Annotated in this window: 16 protein-coding genes; 3 read left to right on the forward strand and 13 right to left on the reverse strand. The window is 65.2% G+C overall.

Annotated elements, in window-relative coordinates:
* Window positions 1-4 precede the first annotated feature (4 nt).
* The 8 genes from JJB99_RS06680 to uvrC form a co-directional block, all read right to left on the reverse strand.
* Entirely contained in the window at window positions 5-1,471 is a 1,467-nt protein-coding gene (locus JJB99_RS06680; protein ID WP_200498022.1) for an EAL domain-containing protein, read from the reverse strand.
* A 148-nt stretch (window positions 1,472-1,619) separates the two neighbouring features.
* Window positions 1,620-2,750 (reverse strand): YihY/virulence factor BrkB family protein, encoded by a 1,131-nt coding sequence (locus JJB99_RS06685; protein ID WP_200498023.1) that lies wholly within the window; start codon window positions 2,748-2,750, stop codon window positions 1,620-1,622.
* Window position 2,751: 1 nt separating this feature from the next.
* On the reverse strand, window positions 2,752-3,336 hold the full coding sequence (locus JJB99_RS06690; RefSeq protein ID WP_200498024.1) for a phage holin family protein: 585 nt from the start codon (window positions 3,334-3,336) through the stop codon (window positions 2,752-2,754).
* A gap of 90 nt (window positions 3,337-3,426) precedes the next feature.
* Window positions 3,427-4,407 (reverse strand): 50S ribosomal protein L3 N(5)-glutamine methyltransferase, encoded by a 981-nt coding sequence (gene prmB / locus JJB99_RS06695; RefSeq protein WP_200498025.1) that lies wholly within the window; start codon window positions 4,405-4,407, stop codon window positions 3,427-3,429.
* 13 nt (window positions 4,408-4,420) lie between these two features.
* Window positions 4,421-4,897 (reverse strand): molybdenum cofactor biosynthesis protein MoaE, encoded by a 477-nt coding sequence (locus JJB99_RS06700; RefSeq protein WP_200498026.1) that lies wholly within the window; start codon window positions 4,895-4,897, stop codon window positions 4,421-4,423.
* A gap of 3 nt (window positions 4,898-4,900) precedes the next feature.
* Window positions 4,901-5,152: a molybdopterin converting factor subunit 1 gene (gene moaD, locus JJB99_RS06705; protein WP_200498027.1), complete on the reverse strand. Its 252-nt coding sequence runs from the start codon at window positions 5,150-5,152 to the stop codon at window positions 4,901-4,903.
* Window positions 5,149-5,766, reverse strand: coding sequence for a CDP-diacylglycerol--glycerol-3-phosphate 3-phosphatidyltransferase (gene pgsA, locus JJB99_RS06710; protein WP_200498028.1), 618 nt, complete (start codon window positions 5,764-5,766; stop codon window positions 5,149-5,151). Before pgsA ends, moaD begins: the two co-directional genes overlap by 4 nt.
* A gap of 106 nt (window positions 5,767-5,872) precedes the next feature.
* Window positions 5,873-7,945 carry an excinuclease ABC subunit UvrC gene (gene uvrC, locus JJB99_RS06715; RefSeq protein ID WP_200498029.1) on the reverse strand — a complete coding sequence of 691 codons (2,073 nt, stop codon included), beginning with the start codon at window positions 7,943-7,945 and terminating at the stop codon, window positions 5,873-5,875.
* Between the two features lie 247 nt (window positions 7,946-8,192).
* Here uvrC and JJB99_RS06720 point away from each other — a divergent pair, with 247 nt between their 5' ends.
* Window positions 8,193-8,816, forward strand: coding sequence for an outer membrane protein (locus JJB99_RS06720; RefSeq protein ID WP_200498030.1), 624 nt, complete (start codon window positions 8,193-8,195; stop codon window positions 8,814-8,816).
* Window positions 8,817-8,901: 85 nt separating this feature from the next.
* Here JJB99_RS06720 and JJB99_RS06725 read toward each other — a convergent pair whose 3' ends face one another.
* From JJB99_RS06725 to JJB99_RS06740, 4 genes are all read right to left on the reverse strand, one after another.
* The gene (locus JJB99_RS06725) at window positions 8,902-9,117 is read right to left on the reverse strand and encodes a cold-shock protein (RefSeq protein WP_008544396.1); all 216 of its coding nucleotides are present in this window, start codon (window positions 9,115-9,117) and stop codon (window positions 8,902-8,904) included.
* Between the two features lie 264 nt (window positions 9,118-9,381).
* Window positions 9,382-10,242: a 23S rRNA (adenine(2030)-N(6))-methyltransferase RlmJ gene (locus tag JJB99_RS06730; RefSeq protein WP_200498031.1), complete on the reverse strand. Its 861-nt coding sequence runs from the start codon at window positions 10,240-10,242 to the stop codon at window positions 9,382-9,384.
* Between the two features lie 160 nt (window positions 10,243-10,402).
* The gene (locus JJB99_RS06735; protein WP_200498032.1) at window positions 10,403-11,095 is read right to left on the reverse strand and encodes a ribonuclease T2 family protein; all 693 of its coding nucleotides are present in this window, start codon (window positions 11,093-11,095) and stop codon (window positions 10,403-10,405) included.
* 148 nt (window positions 11,096-11,243) lie between these two features.
* Entirely contained in the window at window positions 11,244-11,654 is a 411-nt protein-coding gene (locus tag JJB99_RS06740; RefSeq protein WP_433995772.1) for a hypothetical protein, read from the reverse strand.
* Between the two features lie 233 nt (window positions 11,655-11,887).
* Between JJB99_RS06740 and JJB99_RS06745 the strand changes: the two genes are divergently transcribed.
* Both JJB99_RS06745 and JJB99_RS06750 read left to right on the forward strand, forming a co-directional pair.
* Window positions 11,888-12,181, forward strand: coding sequence for a hypothetical protein (locus tag JJB99_RS06745; protein ID WP_200498034.1), 294 nt, complete (start codon window positions 11,888-11,890; stop codon window positions 12,179-12,181).
* Between the two features lie 44 nt (window positions 12,182-12,225).
* Window positions 12,226-12,756 carry a DUF3617 domain-containing protein gene (locus JJB99_RS06750; protein WP_200498035.1) on the forward strand — a complete coding sequence of 177 codons (531 nt, stop codon included), beginning with the start codon at window positions 12,226-12,228 and terminating at the stop codon, window positions 12,754-12,756.
* Between the two features lie 179 nt (window positions 12,757-12,935).
* Here JJB99_RS06750 and JJB99_RS06755 read toward each other — a convergent pair whose 3' ends face one another.
* Complete coding sequence (locus JJB99_RS06755) at window positions 12,936-14,324, reverse strand: ATP-binding protein (RefSeq protein WP_200498036.1); 1,389 nt, start codon at window positions 14,322-14,324, stop codon at window positions 12,936-12,938.
* Between the last annotated feature and the right edge of the window lie 5 nt (window positions 14,325-14,329).

Below are 14,329 nucleotides of genomic sequence, written 5' to 3' on the forward strand. Positions count from 1 at the left end.
CCGATCAGATGCGGCGCGCGAGCGCCGCGTTGCCGGTGATGCGTTGAGGCGTGGCTGACGCCGCGCCTGGGCTGGGGGAAGCGGAGCCATTGGATCCTTGGATGTCCTGCGCCTGGTTCGGCGCGGCCCCGCCGGTAGCAGATGCCCCCTCCGGTCGCAATGGCCGGGGCGGTGCGAACAGAAAGCCCTGGCCAAATCGCACGTCGTAGTCGAGCAGATCGACCACGGCGCGCTCGCCCTCGATCCGCTCGGCGATCAGGTCGATGCCGAAGCGGCCGAGCAGGTCGGAGAGGTCGGACGGATGGATGTCCGAGGCGGACGCCTGCCTGGGGTCGAGCAGCAGCGTCGCCGGCACCTTGATGAAGCGCACGCCGCGATCGGCGAGCTCGCGCGGTTCGATCCTGAGATCGGTGACATGATCGATCGAGAAGCGGAAGCCGCGCTGGGCGAGCGCGGCGAGATTCTCGGTCTCGGCCAGGCCGAGATTGCGGAAGGTCGACTGCTTGAATTCCAGCACCAGCGAGGGCGCCAGCGCCCGGTTGGCTTCGAGGAAGTCGAGGCACTGCGCGAAGCTGGTGGAATTGCCCAGCGTGGAGGCCGCGACGTTGCAGAACACGCCGACCTCCTTGTTGCGCACCATCAGGCGCCGCAGCACCTGCACGCAGCGCAGCATCACCATGTTGTCGATGCGCCCGATCAGCCCGGAGGCTTCTGCGATGCTGATGAACTCCTCGGCCGCGATCAGCTGGTCGCGCTCGTCGCGCAGGCGCGTCACCGCCTCGTAGAACCGCACCTTGCGCTGCGGCAGCGTCACCATCGGCTGGAGGAAGATGTCGATGCGGTTCTCGTCGATCGCGTTGCGCAGCGTCGCCAGCAGCTGGGTCTGATTACGGCCGTTGGTGGCGTGAGCCGGATTGGCGGTCTGGGCCTGGACCGACGGTGCTGCTGGCCGCGCTTGCGGCGTGGGATGCGGGGGCGGGGCGACCGGCTTCTCGTCAAAGGATGCAGCCAAATCGATTGGCGCCTCCGATTCCGGCCGCGCAACGGCAGCGGGCACTGGCGCTGCGCCGGCCAGCAGGTCCTCGTGGGCCGACACCGTGGTGGCGAGTTGCTTGACCAGCCCGCCGAGTTCGTTGATCTCGCCGACCACCGACTGGATGCGGTCGGAGTTGGTCGAATTGGACGAGGCGATCCGTCCCTCGATCGCCGCGAGGCGGCGGCCGAACTCGGCGACCTGGCGAGCGAGATCGGCGGTGCCGCGCGAGAGGTCGGCGATCTGGCCGCCGACGTCGCTGCGGTCGCGCAACCGCATCGACACGGCGTTGTAGAGGATCAGGAAGGTCAGCGCCGTCAGCGCCACAATCGCGGATTCGGTGCCGCTGATGCCGGCGACCGCGTAGAGAACCAGCCCGAGCGAGGCCGCGACCAGAACCATGCAGATGGCGATGAAGATCGTCGAAATGCGAATCATGCCGCGCGTTACGCCTCAAAGAGCTGACTGCTTCACCCCGGGAAAACACGGGCCATTATCCGGACCCGTCACGCCTCGTGCTCCCCTCGGCCGTATCACCCTAACATCATTGTTGATTCGAGGGGATAGCGGCCTCATTGCGGCGAGGTCAGGATGGCGCGGTGGCGCCGACCGTGTCGGCCGAGACGGCCTCGCGGCTGCCGAGCGGCTTGGGGCGGCCGGTGGTGGTATCGCGCAGGGTCTGCCGCTCGATCTCCGAATTCAACTCCGCGCCGAACATGATGACAATCGCCGACATCCACATCCACATCATCAACCCGATCGCCGCGCCGAGCGAGCCGTAGGTCGCGTTGTAGTTGCCGAATTTCGAAAGATACCAGGACAGCAGCGCCGAACCGGCAATCCACAGGATGGCGGCCGTCACCGCGCCGATGCTCAGCCATTGCCAGCGCGGCGAGTCGCGGCTGGGGGCGAAACGATAGAGAATGGCAAGCGCCACCAGCAGAATGACGAACAGCAGGGGCCATCGCGCGAGCGCGACGATCAGCTTGCTTTCGGGCGCGAGGCCGAGGTGATCGAGCGCGAGCGGGAACGCGACCACGGCCCCCACCATCAGCAGCAGCGCCGCGATGCCGCCGACCGTGAAGGCCAGCGAGACCAGATTCAGCCGGATGAAGCTGCGCTTCTCGCGCTCCTCATAGGCGACGTTGAGGGCGTCGAAGATCGATTTGACGCCGGCATTGGCGCTCCAGACCGCAAGCACGAAGCCGAACAGGAAGGTGGCGCCGAGCGCCGTATTGCCTTTCGACACCACGCGGGCGACCTGGTCCTCGACGATCTGGAACGAGCCCTGGGGCAGCATCGTCGCGAGCGTCTGAAGATTGGCGCTGATCGTCGAGGGATCGGCGAACAGGCCGTAGGCCGAGACGAGTGCGGTCACCGCCGGAAAGATCGCGAGCAGCCCGAAGAACACGACGCCGCCGGCGGTCGCGAGCAGGCGATCCTCGTCGATGCGCTGATAGGTGCGCCAGAAGATATCCTTCCAGCCGGCCCAGGGAATCGCGAACGGGCTCTTGGAGCGGCGGCCGTGGCCGGGCTGCATGGCCGCGCCCGCCGGGCTGGTTTCCGGTGAATTCGCCTCGCTTTTGCGGTGGTCTTTTGGAGGCCCCGAGCCGATCAGGCCGGACTCCTGAAAATAGCGCTCCGCAGTGAGGACGAAGACGGCCGTGGCGGCAATCAGCAGCCAGGAATCGAGCTGCTCGGAGCGCCGCACCTGCATCTCAGGCGTCCGATCTGTGACCGTGGCGCCTCCGGCGTGCAGCCGTGACGCCCAGCAGCCCGATCGCGGCGAGCATCAGGCCGAGCTGCACGGGGCGGTTGGTCCGCGCCGAGAACGTATTGCCATGGCTGCGTTCGCCCGGCGCGAGCGGGGCCAGCGGAATCGTCGTGGCCACCTCCTTTACCGCCTGCTTGACCGTCCCGCGCGGGATCCGCGGCGTGGCGATTGCCACGCGCATGCGGCTGGCGAGCGGCACGATCGGCCGGGGCCGGCGCTTCATTTGCGCCATCGCGACCCCGGCGCAGATTGCGGCCAGCACCAGCAGCACCGCGGCGACCGCGCCAAAGCCCCAGAATTGTCCGTAGGTGATGGCGACCCAGCGGTACAGGGCGATCAGGCCGACGAACAAGGTTGCGATCAGGAACAGCCCGGCCGCCGCGAACAGTCCGGCCGCCACGGCATAGGAACTCGCGCGGCCCGTGGCCTGGCTGGTGCGGTCGCGCAGATAAGACTGGGCGGCGCGCTTGAGATGGTTGAGCTTGAGCGCCATTCCGGCGCGCAGCAATTCGCCCGATGGCGCGAGCATGCGGACATCCTCCGAGAGCGAGAAATTCGTCGGGGGATGAACGTGGCGGAATTTGACTTGTTCCGCGCGAAACGAAGCTGCCGGGACCGATCAGCCGAGATCGGCAGCCGAAATCCAGAACACCTCGCCCTCGGACTCCTCGGTGTCGAGCCAGAGCAGCGGCAGTTCCGGAAACGCCTCGTCGACCAGCTCGCGGCCGCGGCCGATCTCGCAGATCAAGCCGCCATCCGGCGCGAGGTGATCGGATGCCTCGTGCAGGATGCGGCGGACGATGTCGAGACCGTCGGCGCCGCCATCGAAGGCGAGCTTCGGCTCGGCCCGGCATTCCGGCGGCAATGCTGCCATGCCTTCGGCATCGACGTAAGGCGGATTGCTGACGATGAGGTCATACCGCGCATCGCCGAGCGGGGCGAACAGATCGCCGCGGTGAAGCGTGATGCGGTCATTGAGCCCGTGCTCGCTGACATTGCGCGTGGCGACTTCGAGCGCGCCCTTGGAGATGTCGACGGCGTCGACCGTGGCATTCGGGAAATGATGCGCGGCGAGGACCGCAAGACACCCCGAGCCGGTGCAGAGATCAAGCACGCGTTCAACCCCGGCGGGGTCGTCGATCAGCGAGCCTATTTCGCCGTCGCCGCCGAAATGCGACTCCAGCAGCTCGCCGATGAAGGAGCGCGGAACGATGACGCGCTCGTCGACATAGAAGGGCAGGCCGCGCATGTAGATCTTGTTGACGAGATAGGCGGCGGGTTTGCGCGTCGTGATGCGCTGATGGATGAGATCGAGCAGGGTCTTGCCTTCCGCCGCCGTGACACAGGCATGGCCGAAGAGCTCGAACTGGTCGGGATGCAGATGCAGGGCCTCGCAGACCAGGAACACGGCCTCGGCGACGGGATCGGTGGTGCCGTGAGCGAAGGCAAGCTTCGCCGCTGTGAAGCGGCTCACTGCATAGCGGACGAAATCGATCAGCGTGAGCAGCTCGCCGCGGCCGACCTTCGCGAGTTTCGGTGCGGCCTTCGCGAGTTTCGGTGCAGCGAGGCCGCGCGTTGTCTTTTTCGACGCTCTTGCCATCAGGATCTTGCCATCAGGATCGGGTCCAGCGTGCGGCGGCCTCGTCGTCACGGGCCTGGGCCTCGACCCAGCCGGTGCCGGTGGCGCTCTCTTCCTTCTTCCAGAAGGGCGCGCTGGTCTTCAGGTAATCCATCAGGAACTCGGCCGCCTGGAATGCCGCCTGGCGGTGCTGCGAGGCCGTGAGCACCAGCACGATGTTCTGGCCCGGCATGAAGCGGCCGACGCGGTGGATCACCGTGACTCCGTTGAGCGGCCAGCGTGACGTCGCTTCGTCGACATGGCGCTGGATCTCTTCCTCCGCCATGCCCGGATAATGTTCGAGCGTGAGCGCAGCGATCTTTGCGCTGTCCTCGTCGGCACGGCAGATGCCGGAGAAGCTCACGACCGCGCCGATGTCGGTGCGGCCCCCGGTCAGAGCCGCGATCTCGCACGCGATGTCGAAATCATCTTCCTGGATGCGGATGGCGACGGGGCAAACGGGGGAGGTCATGGCCTAGCCGCCGGTCATGGGCGGGAAGAACGCGATCTCGCGGGCGCCCGCAATCATGGCGTCCGACCTGACATGAGCGTGGTCGATCGCGGCGCGGATCACCTTGGGCTTTTCGAAAGCATAAGCGTAAGCCTCGCTTTGACCGGACAGCCAGGCGATCAGCTCCTCGACGGTGCGCACCGTCGCGGGCGGCTCGATGGTCTCCTCGGCTTTGCCGACGCGCTCGCGCACCCAGGCGAAATACTTCACCTTCATGCCTCATCCTCCTTGATGAGGTGGTGGATGCCGGCGCGGAAATAATCGTAGCCGGTGTACATGGTCAGCAGCGCCGAGGCCCACAGCAGGACGAGGCCGATCAGCGAAACCACCGGAACGACCTCATCGCCGGCCGGACCTGCGAGCAGGAACCCGATGGCGACGAGCTGAACGGTGGTCTTCCACTTGGCGAGCTTGGTCACGGGCACGCTGACGCGGAGCGCGGCCAGGTATTCGCGCAGGCCCGAGACCAGGATCTCGCGGCACAGGATCACGATCGCGGCCCATAGCGACCAGCCATGAATGATGCCGTCGGCGGCGAGCATCAGCAGGCAGGAGGCGACCAGGAGCTTGTCGGCGATCGGGTCCAGCATCCGGCCGAACGCCGATTGCTGATTCCAGATCCGTGCGTAGTAGCCGTCGAGATAATCCGTGACCGCGGCGCCGATGAAGATGGCGACCGCGACCCAGCGCAGCCACAGCGGATAGTCCATGATCGACTGCGCATAGATGCATCCGACCACGACCGGGATCGCGGCGATCCGGCCATAGGTCAGGATGTTCGGGAGGGACATCGCGCGGCTGGTCGTCCCTCGTGTCGTGGCGATGTTCATCCGTCCTACCAATACCGCTGATGCCCTGAGGTCAACCGTCCCTCCCACATGGAGTGCGGGATGCGACGACCATATGACCAATGGCTGCCTTTGGGTCCCCTTTAGTTCATCCCGGCTGGGGATGGAAATACTCGAAAATCCTGCGGGCGCTCTCGGCACTGACCCCCGGAACCTTGCCGAGATCGGCGATCGAGGCCCGTTCGATCTCCTTCAGAGTTCCGAAATGGTGCAGCAAGGCACGTTTGCGCGACGGGCCGATGCCCGGAATCTCCTGCAAACCGGCCTCGCGGATATCCTTCTTGCGCAGCTTGCGGTGCGAGCCGATGACGAAGCGGTGGGCCTCGTCCCGCAGCCGCTGGATGAAATAGAGCACGGGGTCGCGCGGCTCCAACTTGATCGCCTCGCGCTCCGGCATGAACAGGGTCTCGCGACCGGCATCCCGGTCCGGCCCTTTGGCGACCGACATCAGCGACACCTGCGTCAGGCCGAGATTCGTAAAGATCTCCCTGACGGCGTTGAGCTGGCCGCGACCGCCGTCGATGATGACGAGGTCAGGCCATTGCGGGAAGTCGTCGTCCTTCGCCTGGATGTTTTCCTTGGCCACGCCCTCCTCAGGTGGATTGATCAGGCGCTTGAAGCGGCGTTCCAGCACCTCCCGCATCATGGCGAAGTCGTCACCCGGCGTGATCCCTTCGGACTTGATGTTGAACTTGCGGTACTGGTTTTTCACGAAACCATCCGGACCGGCGACGATCATCGCGCCGACGGCATTGGTGCCCTGGATGTGGCTGTTGTCGTAGACCTCGATGCGCTTGGGCGGATGCGGGAGGTTGAGCGTGGTGGCTATGGCGTCCAGCAGGCGGCCCTGCGTCGCGGTGTCCGCCAGCTTGCGGCCCAGCGCCTCGCGCGCATTGGTCAATGCGTGGAGGACCAGCTCCTTCTTCTCGCCGCGCTTGGGCGCGGCGACCTCGATCTTGTGGCCGGCCTTGATTGACAGCGCATTGGCGAGCAGCTCGCTTTCCTCGATCTCGTGCGAGAGCAGGATGTTTCTCGGCGGCGGCTTGTCGTCGTAGAATTGGGCGAGGAAGGACCCCAGCACTTCCTCCGGCGTAAAAGTCTTCTCCGCGCGCGGGAAATAGGCGCGGTTGCCCCAGTTCTGGCCGGTGCGGAAGAAGAACACCTCGACGCAGGAGAAGCCGCCCTCCTGGTGGATCGCGAACACGTCGGCTTCCTCCACCGTGCGTGGATTGATGCCCTGCTGCGACTGGATCGCCGACAGCGCGGCGAGGCGGTCGCGGTAGAGCGCCGCGCGCTCGAATTCGAGCTCGTGCGAGGCCTTCTCCATCTCGCCGGCAAGCTCCTGCTTCACCGCATGGCTCTTGCCGGACAGGAAGTCGGTCGCCTCGCGCACCAGCGTCGTATAGCCGGGAAAGTCGATCTCGCGGGTGCAGGGACCGGCGCAGCGGCGGATCTGGTGGAGCAGGCAGGGGCGGCTGCGGCTTTCGAAGAAGGAATCGGTGCAGGACCGGATCAGGAACGCGCGCTGAAGTGCGGTGATGGTGCGGTTGACGGCGCCGGCTGAGGCGAACGGGCCGAAATAGCGGCCAGGCCGGGTCTGCGCGCCACGGTGCTTCAGGATCTGTGGCGCCCAATGGTCGCCTGTGATCAGGATATAGGGAAACGATTTGTCGTCGCGCAGCTGCACGTTGAAGCGCGGCCGCAGCTGCTTGATGAGGTTGGCTTCCAGCAGCAGCGCCTCGGTCTCGGTGTTGGTCGAAACGATCTCCACCGTCACGGTGGCGGCGATCATGCGCAGGATGCGGGCCGGCTGCGGCGCGCTCTGGCGCGCGTAGTTCGACAGGCGCTTTTTGACGTTCTTGGCCTTGCCGACATAGAGCACGTCGCCGTTGGCATTGAGCATCCGGTAGACGCCGGGCGAGGTGGGGGCGAGCCGGACCGCGCGCTCGATCGCCTCGTGACCGGTCGCCAGCGGGCCTTCGCCGACCGCGCCGCTCTCTTCGAGGATATCAGGCAGCAGCGCATCGTCCTCGTCCTCGCTGGTGCTGGTGGCGGGATCGAGGTCCGGCGGCGTCAGGCTCTCCGGCGGAGCGTCGGTCGCGGCAGGGCGGGGCGATTTGCGCGCGCGCTCGTCCGGATTGTCGGGGGAATCGTGAACCATGGAGTGAATTTAGGCGCTGGGGGTGCCGATTTGAAGTTCCGGCCATGCCGCACGCACAGGGATGGCGGCGCAGTTCCGGTAACGCTTGCTTAAGCCTGTTAATAGCGCGGTAACCCGGCTTAACAGGCCTTTAACTTAAAACTCTCGATAAATCCTACGCGAAAAAGTCGTGGTTCCGTAACCATGCGGTGGCCTCGCGCGGCGGCGCGGCACCGCGGGGGCGGCAGTTGTGTTGGAGAGAGTATCGATGAAGAGGTTCGTTGTGGGCGCAGCCGCGTTGGTTGCAGCCGGCTGGACAGCTTCGGCAGAGGCCGCCGATCTCAATTACGGGCAGCGGGCGCCCTATACCGTCAATCAGCCGCTGAATGCGTATAGCTGGGCCGGTCCTTATCTCGGTGGCAACATCGGTTACGAATGGGGCTCGGTCGACAACAATCCCGCAAAGCCGTCCGGCTTCGTCGGCGGCGTGCAGGCCGGCTACAATTTCCAGAACGGCCCGTTTGTGTTCGGCGTCGAGGGCGACATCCAGGCCACAGGCGCCGACGACACCTTCGCGCCATGGAAGTTCTCAAATCCCTGGTTCGGCACCCTGCGCGGCCGCGCCGGCTATGCGTTCAGCAACGTGCTGTTTTACGGCACCGCAGGCCTCGCCTTCGGCGAGCTGCGCGGGCAGACATTCGGCTGGACCGAGTCGCACACCAGGGCCGGCTGGACCATCGGTGCCGGCGCGGAAGTCGGTCTTGCGCCGAACTGGAGCGCCAAGCTCGAATATCTCTACATCGATCTGTCGACCAGCCAGTTCGCAATTACGGGCGTGTCAAATGGCTACAGCGCCAGCGTTGTGCGCGCAGGCGTGAACTATCACTTCTGATCGCTGAAGAAGAAAATACCGGACTACAGCCTCCCGGCCGCTCGCGGCCGGGATTTTTTTGCGCCAGGTGTCTTGCGTAGGCTCGCTAGGAGAGGATCACCAAGTTGACCGCCTTGGGTCCCTTCCCCTTCTTGTCCGGTTCGACTTCGAAAGTAATACGCTGTCCTTCGGCAAGGTCCTTCAGTCCCGCCCGCTCCACCGCGGTGATGTGAACGAAGACATCGCGACCGCCGTCGTCAGGCTTGATGAAGCCGTAGCCGCGCTCGCCGTTGAAGAACTTGACCGTTCCCGTCATGGCCATCGGGAAACTCCCCCTCATTGCTCCTCCGTCGCGACGCAGACTCACGTCACGACATGACCGGGCCTTACGAAGCCCGGGAGCTGGCCATCCTTGGGCGGACCTCATCGGTCCGGTCGGACTTTCTTAGGGCCTTCACTCCGCCGCAACCATTCGCGGAAGCGGAACGCAAAGCCAGTCACGAAAACAGCATAATACGGTTCTTTGCGGATTGACTACCGCTCCTGCATATTTTTCCCAAGAATGCCGGGGTGTTACGGCGTAGCGTTAAGGCTTGGGCACCTCTAATCGGAATCTGGCAGCGCCGCCCTGGCCGAGCGGCATTTCCAGCTCGGGCAGGATGGTCTTGAGCTCACCTTGCAGCGTGTAGGGCGGATTGACGATGAGGAGCCCGGCGGAGGTGAGCGCTGCACCATCGGCTTGCGGCGCGACGCTGAATTCGAGGCGCAGACATTTTCCCGGTGGCTTTGCTGCGGCTGCGAGCCGCGCCACCGATTGCGCCAGCGTGTCGGTGGCGCGCCGGCTCTTGGCGGGATACCAGATTACATAGATACCGGTCGGCCATTTCGCGTAGGCGGTCGCGAAGACGTCGCCGAGCTTCTCGAACTCGTCCTTGGCCTCGAACGGCGGATCGATCAGCACGAGGCCGCGCCGCTCGTTCGGCGGCACGAAGGCGGGCAGCGCGACCCAGCCGTCGAGATCGACCACGCGGGCCTGTTCGTCGCGGCGCAGCACGTCGATCAGCGCTCTTCGCGCCTTCGGCTCGAGTTCGCAGGCGACGAGGCGGTCCTGCGGCCGGAGCAGGCCGCGCGCGATCAGCGGCGAGCCCGGATAGGCCTTGAGCTCGCCCTTCGGATTGAAGGCGCGGACGATGTCGAGATAGGGCTTTGTCAATGCCGCGGTCTCGTTCGACAAGCGCGCCTGCAGCAGCCGTGCGATGCCCGTCAGCCACTCGCCGCCGCGGCGAGCCTCATCGCTTTCGAGATCGTACAGGCCGGCGCCGGCATGGGTGTCGATGATGCGGAACGCCCCCGGCTTGTCCTGCAGGTACGTGATGATGCGGGCCAGCACGATGTGCTTGATGACATCGGCGAAGTTGCCGGCGTGGAAGGCATGGCGATAGTTCATGGCGCAGAGTTACGACATCGCGCGATGAAAGTAACGGCCGTCATTCCGGAGTGGTGCGGAGCACCAAGTTATGGTCGCAATTGCGCACCTGAGAATCTCGAGATTCCGGGTCTGGTGCGGAACGCACTATCCCGGAACGACGACGTTGAGACGGCGCCCTTCAACCACCCCGAATCGGCGGCATCGTCACCTGGTCGCGGCGGCAGGCGCGGCGGTCGATTTCCTCGCAGGCGCGGAACTGCAAATCCTTGCTGAGGCAGATGCGGACCTCGGACAGCCGCGTCCGGTTGCAGGTCACCGAGACGGCGGCGTTGCTGAGGCCCGGATTGGCCTTGATGAAGGCCTCCTCGACTTCGGCGGGTGCCACCGTCTTGGCTTCCGACAGATCGAGATACTCGGCGGGAATCTTGATCGCGGCGCGGGCCTTGCGAATGGTCTCGAAATAGTTGCGGCCGTCGAGGCCGGAGCAGGTGCCGTGCTTGTCCCACTCGTTGAAGATCAGGCCCGGCGCCGGCATCAGATCGAGCATCGAAGAGACGATGCTGCGGTTCAGCCGCGGCGAGGGCCGCTGGCAATATTCCGGAAAGCCGTTCTCATATTGCGGCCACAGCCCGTGCACCACGAACGCGTAGGGCCGCCCGCTGCACTGCATCTGCGCGCGCCCGCCGCGCTCGGACGCCTCCTCGCAGAACGAGGGCGACCACGACAATGACAGCACATAGAAATCGAACTCGCCGGGCGCGTTCTGCCGCTTGTCCTGGGCCTTGGCGCCGCCTGCCAGCGCCAGCAGCCCGGCGGCGAGCGTCAGCGAGATCACGAGACGGGAGAAGGAATGCAATCTAAAATCAAACATGACAACGCCCCTCAACTAGACTGTGCAGCAAGCCTAGCAGGCAATAAGAACATTTCAAGAACAAAATTCAGGCGACGACCGTTCGGCCGCCTGAACGGGTCCGAATCGGGGTCTTTCGCGTCAGGGGCTTGCGTATAAGGCTTACGTATCAGGGCTTGGCGGCGCGGCACGCCGGATTGTAGGCCCAATTGCGGTCGACCCCGACCACGCACCATTCGACGCCGTTGCCGTAGCCGGCGAAGCCGCCGTCCTCGATGATCGAGAAATGCACCTTGCGGACCTTGCCATCGGTGAGCATGGCCTCGCCGGTGCAATAGCGGCGCGGAATGTTATCGGACGCCCAGGGCCGGAACGCGACCTCGTGAACGGCGGCGAAGCCGGTGATCTTCAGCGAGGAATTCCAGAACGAGCTTTCCTTCTCCCAGAACTGGGTGGCGATCGTCGGCAGGGCCTTGTCACAATCGGCGACGGCGCCGTCATAGCGCGGCCCGCTCAGCCAGAAGTTCAGCTCGAGCGGATTGGCGGCCCTGGCCTCACCGAGCGACAGCGCCCCGAACATGAGGCCGAGCACGGCGGCAAAGCGGAGCGATTTCAGGGAGGGGGCGTGCATGGGCAATCCGGACAGCTGGTCTTGCGAAGGTCGGACGGTGCCGCGAAGGCCGGGCGGGGTCAAGTGCAGCGCGGCAACACTCGGCGAGGAGTTGACCACAAGGGCGCAGCCGGCAAGGCTTCGGTTCTTTTCACTTTGGTCCCGGCACCGTAAACTGACGCCAACCAATTGGAGTAACGGGAATGCGAATCATTGCGGCCGCGGGCCTTCTCGCCCTGGGTATCTTGGCGAGCCAGTCGGCGCGTGCTGACATCCTTCCGGTGCCGCCGTTCAAGGGCAACGACACCGGCGGCATCATCGCCTATTCGATGGCGACCCAGGTCGATGCCCGCCAGGTCGCCGTCGATCATTGCGCGCGCTACGGCAAGGTCGCCAAATTCCTTGCGATTCAGGCCTATGAGGGCGGCTACGTCTCGTTCTCCTGCCGCTGGGTGCCCTATGGCGCCGCCGACCGGCCGATCCGCACGCTGTACTGAGGCGTCGTCCTAACGCCGCATCTCTCAAGCCGGGAGCCTCCAACATGACGCGCAAGCTTGCTTTGCTCGGCTCGACGCTTTGCCTTGCGTTGTCGGCAGGCAGCGCCTGCGCCGACGATTTGCCGGTGCGCAAGGCCGGCCTTTGGGAAATGAAGATGGTCAGGACCGGCACGCCGGTGCCCGAGATGACCATGCAGCACTGCACCGACGAGACCGTCGACAAGGAGATGAACAACAACGTTTCCCCGATGGCCAAGCAGATCTGCTCCAAGCAGGACATCAGGAAGACGGCGACCGGCTATGTCAGCGATTCCGAATGCAGCGTCGCCGGCATCAGCACGACCTCGCATGCCGAGATCACAGGCGATTTCAACTCGGCCTACACGGTGAAGACCTCCTCGCACGCGCAAGGCGGCGCGGTCGGCGCCGCAGGCCGGGATACGACGATGCAGCTCGAGGCCAAATGGCTCGGCGCCTGCAAGGCGGACCAGAAGCCCGGCGACATCGTGATGCCCGGGGGGTTCAAGATGAACGTGCGCGACGTGGACAAATTGAAGGCGCTGTTGCCGAAGTAGGGTGTGGTCGCTGCGAAACCGGTGCGCTCCCTCGCCCCGTTCTTACGGGGAGAGGGGCTGGGGTGAGGGACCTTCCTCAGCGAACGAGATTCTTGTGAGACCTGTGCCCCCTCACCCGAATTCGATCTGCGATCGAACTCGACCTCTCCCCGCAAGCGGGCCGGGGTGAAGAACGGCACCTACACCGGAATCCGCACGCTTGCCCGCAATCCCCCCATCGGGCTGTCGCCGAGGGTGATGTCGCCGCCATGCGAGCGGGCGATGTCGCGGGCGATAGCGAGGCCAAGACCCGTGCCGCCTTCGTCCTGGTTGCGGGCGTTGTCGAGCCGCAGGAATGGCTTGAACACCTCTTCGCGCAGATGCGTCGGGATACCCGGCCCATCGTCGTCGACGGTGACGGTGAGATAGCGATGATCGCGCTGGCCGGTGATGGCGATGGCCTTGCCGTAGCGCGCGGCGTTGGTGACGAGGTTGGCGAGACAGCGCTTGAACGAGGCCGGTTTCACGGTGACCACGGGCAGGCCGTTGAAGGCCACGGTCGCAGTGTGGCCGTGGCGCTCGGCGTCGCTGCGCAGCTCTTCGAGCGCCTGCGCCATGTCGGTCGGCTGCGACTGCTCGCCGGAATCGCCGCGGGCAAACGCAAGGTAATCTTCCAGCATCATCGACATCTCGTCGACGTCCTTGCGCATGCCTTCGAGCTCGGGGCTGTCGCCGATCAGCTCGAGCTCGAGCTTGAACCGGGTGAGGATGGTGCGCAGATCATGGCTGACGCCGGCGAGCATCGCGGTGCGCTGCTCCATCGTGCGCTCGATGCGCGATTTCATCTCGATGAAGGCGACCGCCGCGCGCCGTACCTCGCGCGCGCCTCTGGGTCTGAAGTTCGGCGCTTCGCGGCCCTTGCCGAAACTTTCAGCGGCGTCCGCGAGCCGCAGGATCGGCTTGATCTGGTTGCGCAGGAATAGCACCGCGACGATCAAGAGGATCGAGGACGTTCCGACCATCCAGAACAGGAAGATTTCGGAGTTCGAGGCATAGGCGGCGCTGCGCTGCGCGAACACGCGCATCACGGCATCGTCGAGCTGGATGCGGATCTCGACCAGGTTGGAGCGGCCGACGGTGTCGATCCAGAACGAGCGCCCGATCTGGCGGCCGAGCTGCACCGACAGCGTCTGGTCGAGCAGCGAGAAGAACGGCTTGGGTCCGGGCGGCGGCATGTCGCCGGCAGGCAGGAAGTCGACGACGAGACCGAGGCGCTGCTGGGCGATGCGGCGGATCTGGTCGCGATCCCGGTCCTGCGGATAGCCCTTGTAGACGTCGATCAGCGCGGCGATGTCCTGCACCACCGCGGCCGACAGGCGGCGCGTCACCGTGTTCCAGTGCCGCTCCATGAAGACGAAGGCGACGACCGATTGCAGGACCACCATCGGCACGATCATGATCAGCAGCGCGCGGGCATAGAGGCCGGTCGGCATCCAGCCCTTGAACGCGTTGCCCATCCAGCCGTTGACGGCCGAGACGCGGCCGGCGGCGCTCTTGAGCAGCGTCAGGCCGGTATCGATCGTGCTCATCTAGC

The sequence above is a fragment of the Bradyrhizobium diazoefficiens genome (assembly GCF_016616235.1).
In the GTDB taxonomy this organism is placed as follows: domain Bacteria; phylum Pseudomonadota; class Alphaproteobacteria; order Rhizobiales; family Xanthobacteraceae; genus Bradyrhizobium; species Bradyrhizobium diazoefficiens_H.

Bases quoted from the DNA above. Each gene is read 5' to 3' on its own strand.
- JJB99_RS06680 (WP_200498022.1), bottom strand. From the start codon at position 1,471: ATGATTCGCATTTCGACGATCTTCATCGCCATCTGCATGGTTCTGGTC.
- JJB99_RS06685 (WP_200498023.1), bottom strand. From the start codon at position 2,750: ATGCAGGTGCGGCGCTCCGAGCAGCTCGATTCCTGGCTGCTGATTGCC.
- JJB99_RS06690 (WP_200498024.1), bottom strand. From the start codon at position 3,336: ATGCTCGCGCCATCGGGCGAATTGCTGCGCGCCGGAATGGCGCTCAAG.
- prmB (WP_200498025.1), bottom strand. From the start codon at position 4,407: ATGGCAAGAGCGTCGAAAAAGACAACGCGCGGCCTCGCTGCACCGAAA.
- JJB99_RS06700 (WP_200498026.1), bottom strand. From the start codon at position 4,897: ATGACCTCCCCCGTTTGCCCCGTCGCCATCCGCATCCAGGAAGATGAT.
- moaD (WP_200498027.1), bottom strand. From the start codon at position 5,152: ATGAAGGTGAAGTATTTCGCCTGGGTGCGCGAGCGCGTCGGCAAAGCC.
- pgsA (WP_200498028.1), bottom strand. From the start codon at position 5,766: ATGAACATCGCCACGACACGAGGGACGACCAGCCGCGCGATGTCCCTC.
- uvrC (WP_200498029.1), bottom strand. From the start codon at position 7,945: ATGGTTCACGATTCCCCCGACAATCCGGACGAGCGCGCGCGCAAATCG.
- JJB99_RS06720 (WP_200498030.1), top strand. From the start codon at position 8,193: ATGAAGAGGTTCGTTGTGGGCGCAGCCGCGTTGGTTGCAGCCGGCTGG.
- JJB99_RS06725 (WP_008544396.1), bottom strand. From the start codon at position 9,117: ATGGCCATGACGGGAACGGTCAAGTTCTTCAACGGCGAGCGCGGCTAC.
- JJB99_RS06730 (WP_200498031.1), bottom strand. From the start codon at position 10,242: ATGAACTATCGCCATGCCTTCCACGCCGGCAACTTCGCCGATGTCATC.
- JJB99_RS06735 (WP_200498032.1), bottom strand. From the start codon at position 11,095: ATGTTTGATTTTAGATTGCATTCCTTCTCCCGTCTCGTGATCTCGCTG.
- JJB99_RS06740 (WP_433995772.1), bottom strand. From the start codon at position 11,654: ATGTTCGGGGCGCTGTCGCTCGGTGAGGCCAGGGCCGCCAATCCGCTC.
- JJB99_RS06745 (WP_200498034.1), top strand. From the start codon at position 11,888: ATGCGAATCATTGCGGCCGCGGGCCTTCTCGCCCTGGGTATCTTGGCG.
- JJB99_RS06750 (WP_200498035.1), top strand. From the start codon at position 12,226: ATGACGCGCAAGCTTGCTTTGCTCGGCTCGACGCTTTGCCTTGCGTTG.
- JJB99_RS06755 (WP_200498036.1), bottom strand. From the start codon at position 14,324: ATGAGCACGATCGATACCGGCCTGACGCTGCTCAAGAGCGCCGCCGGC.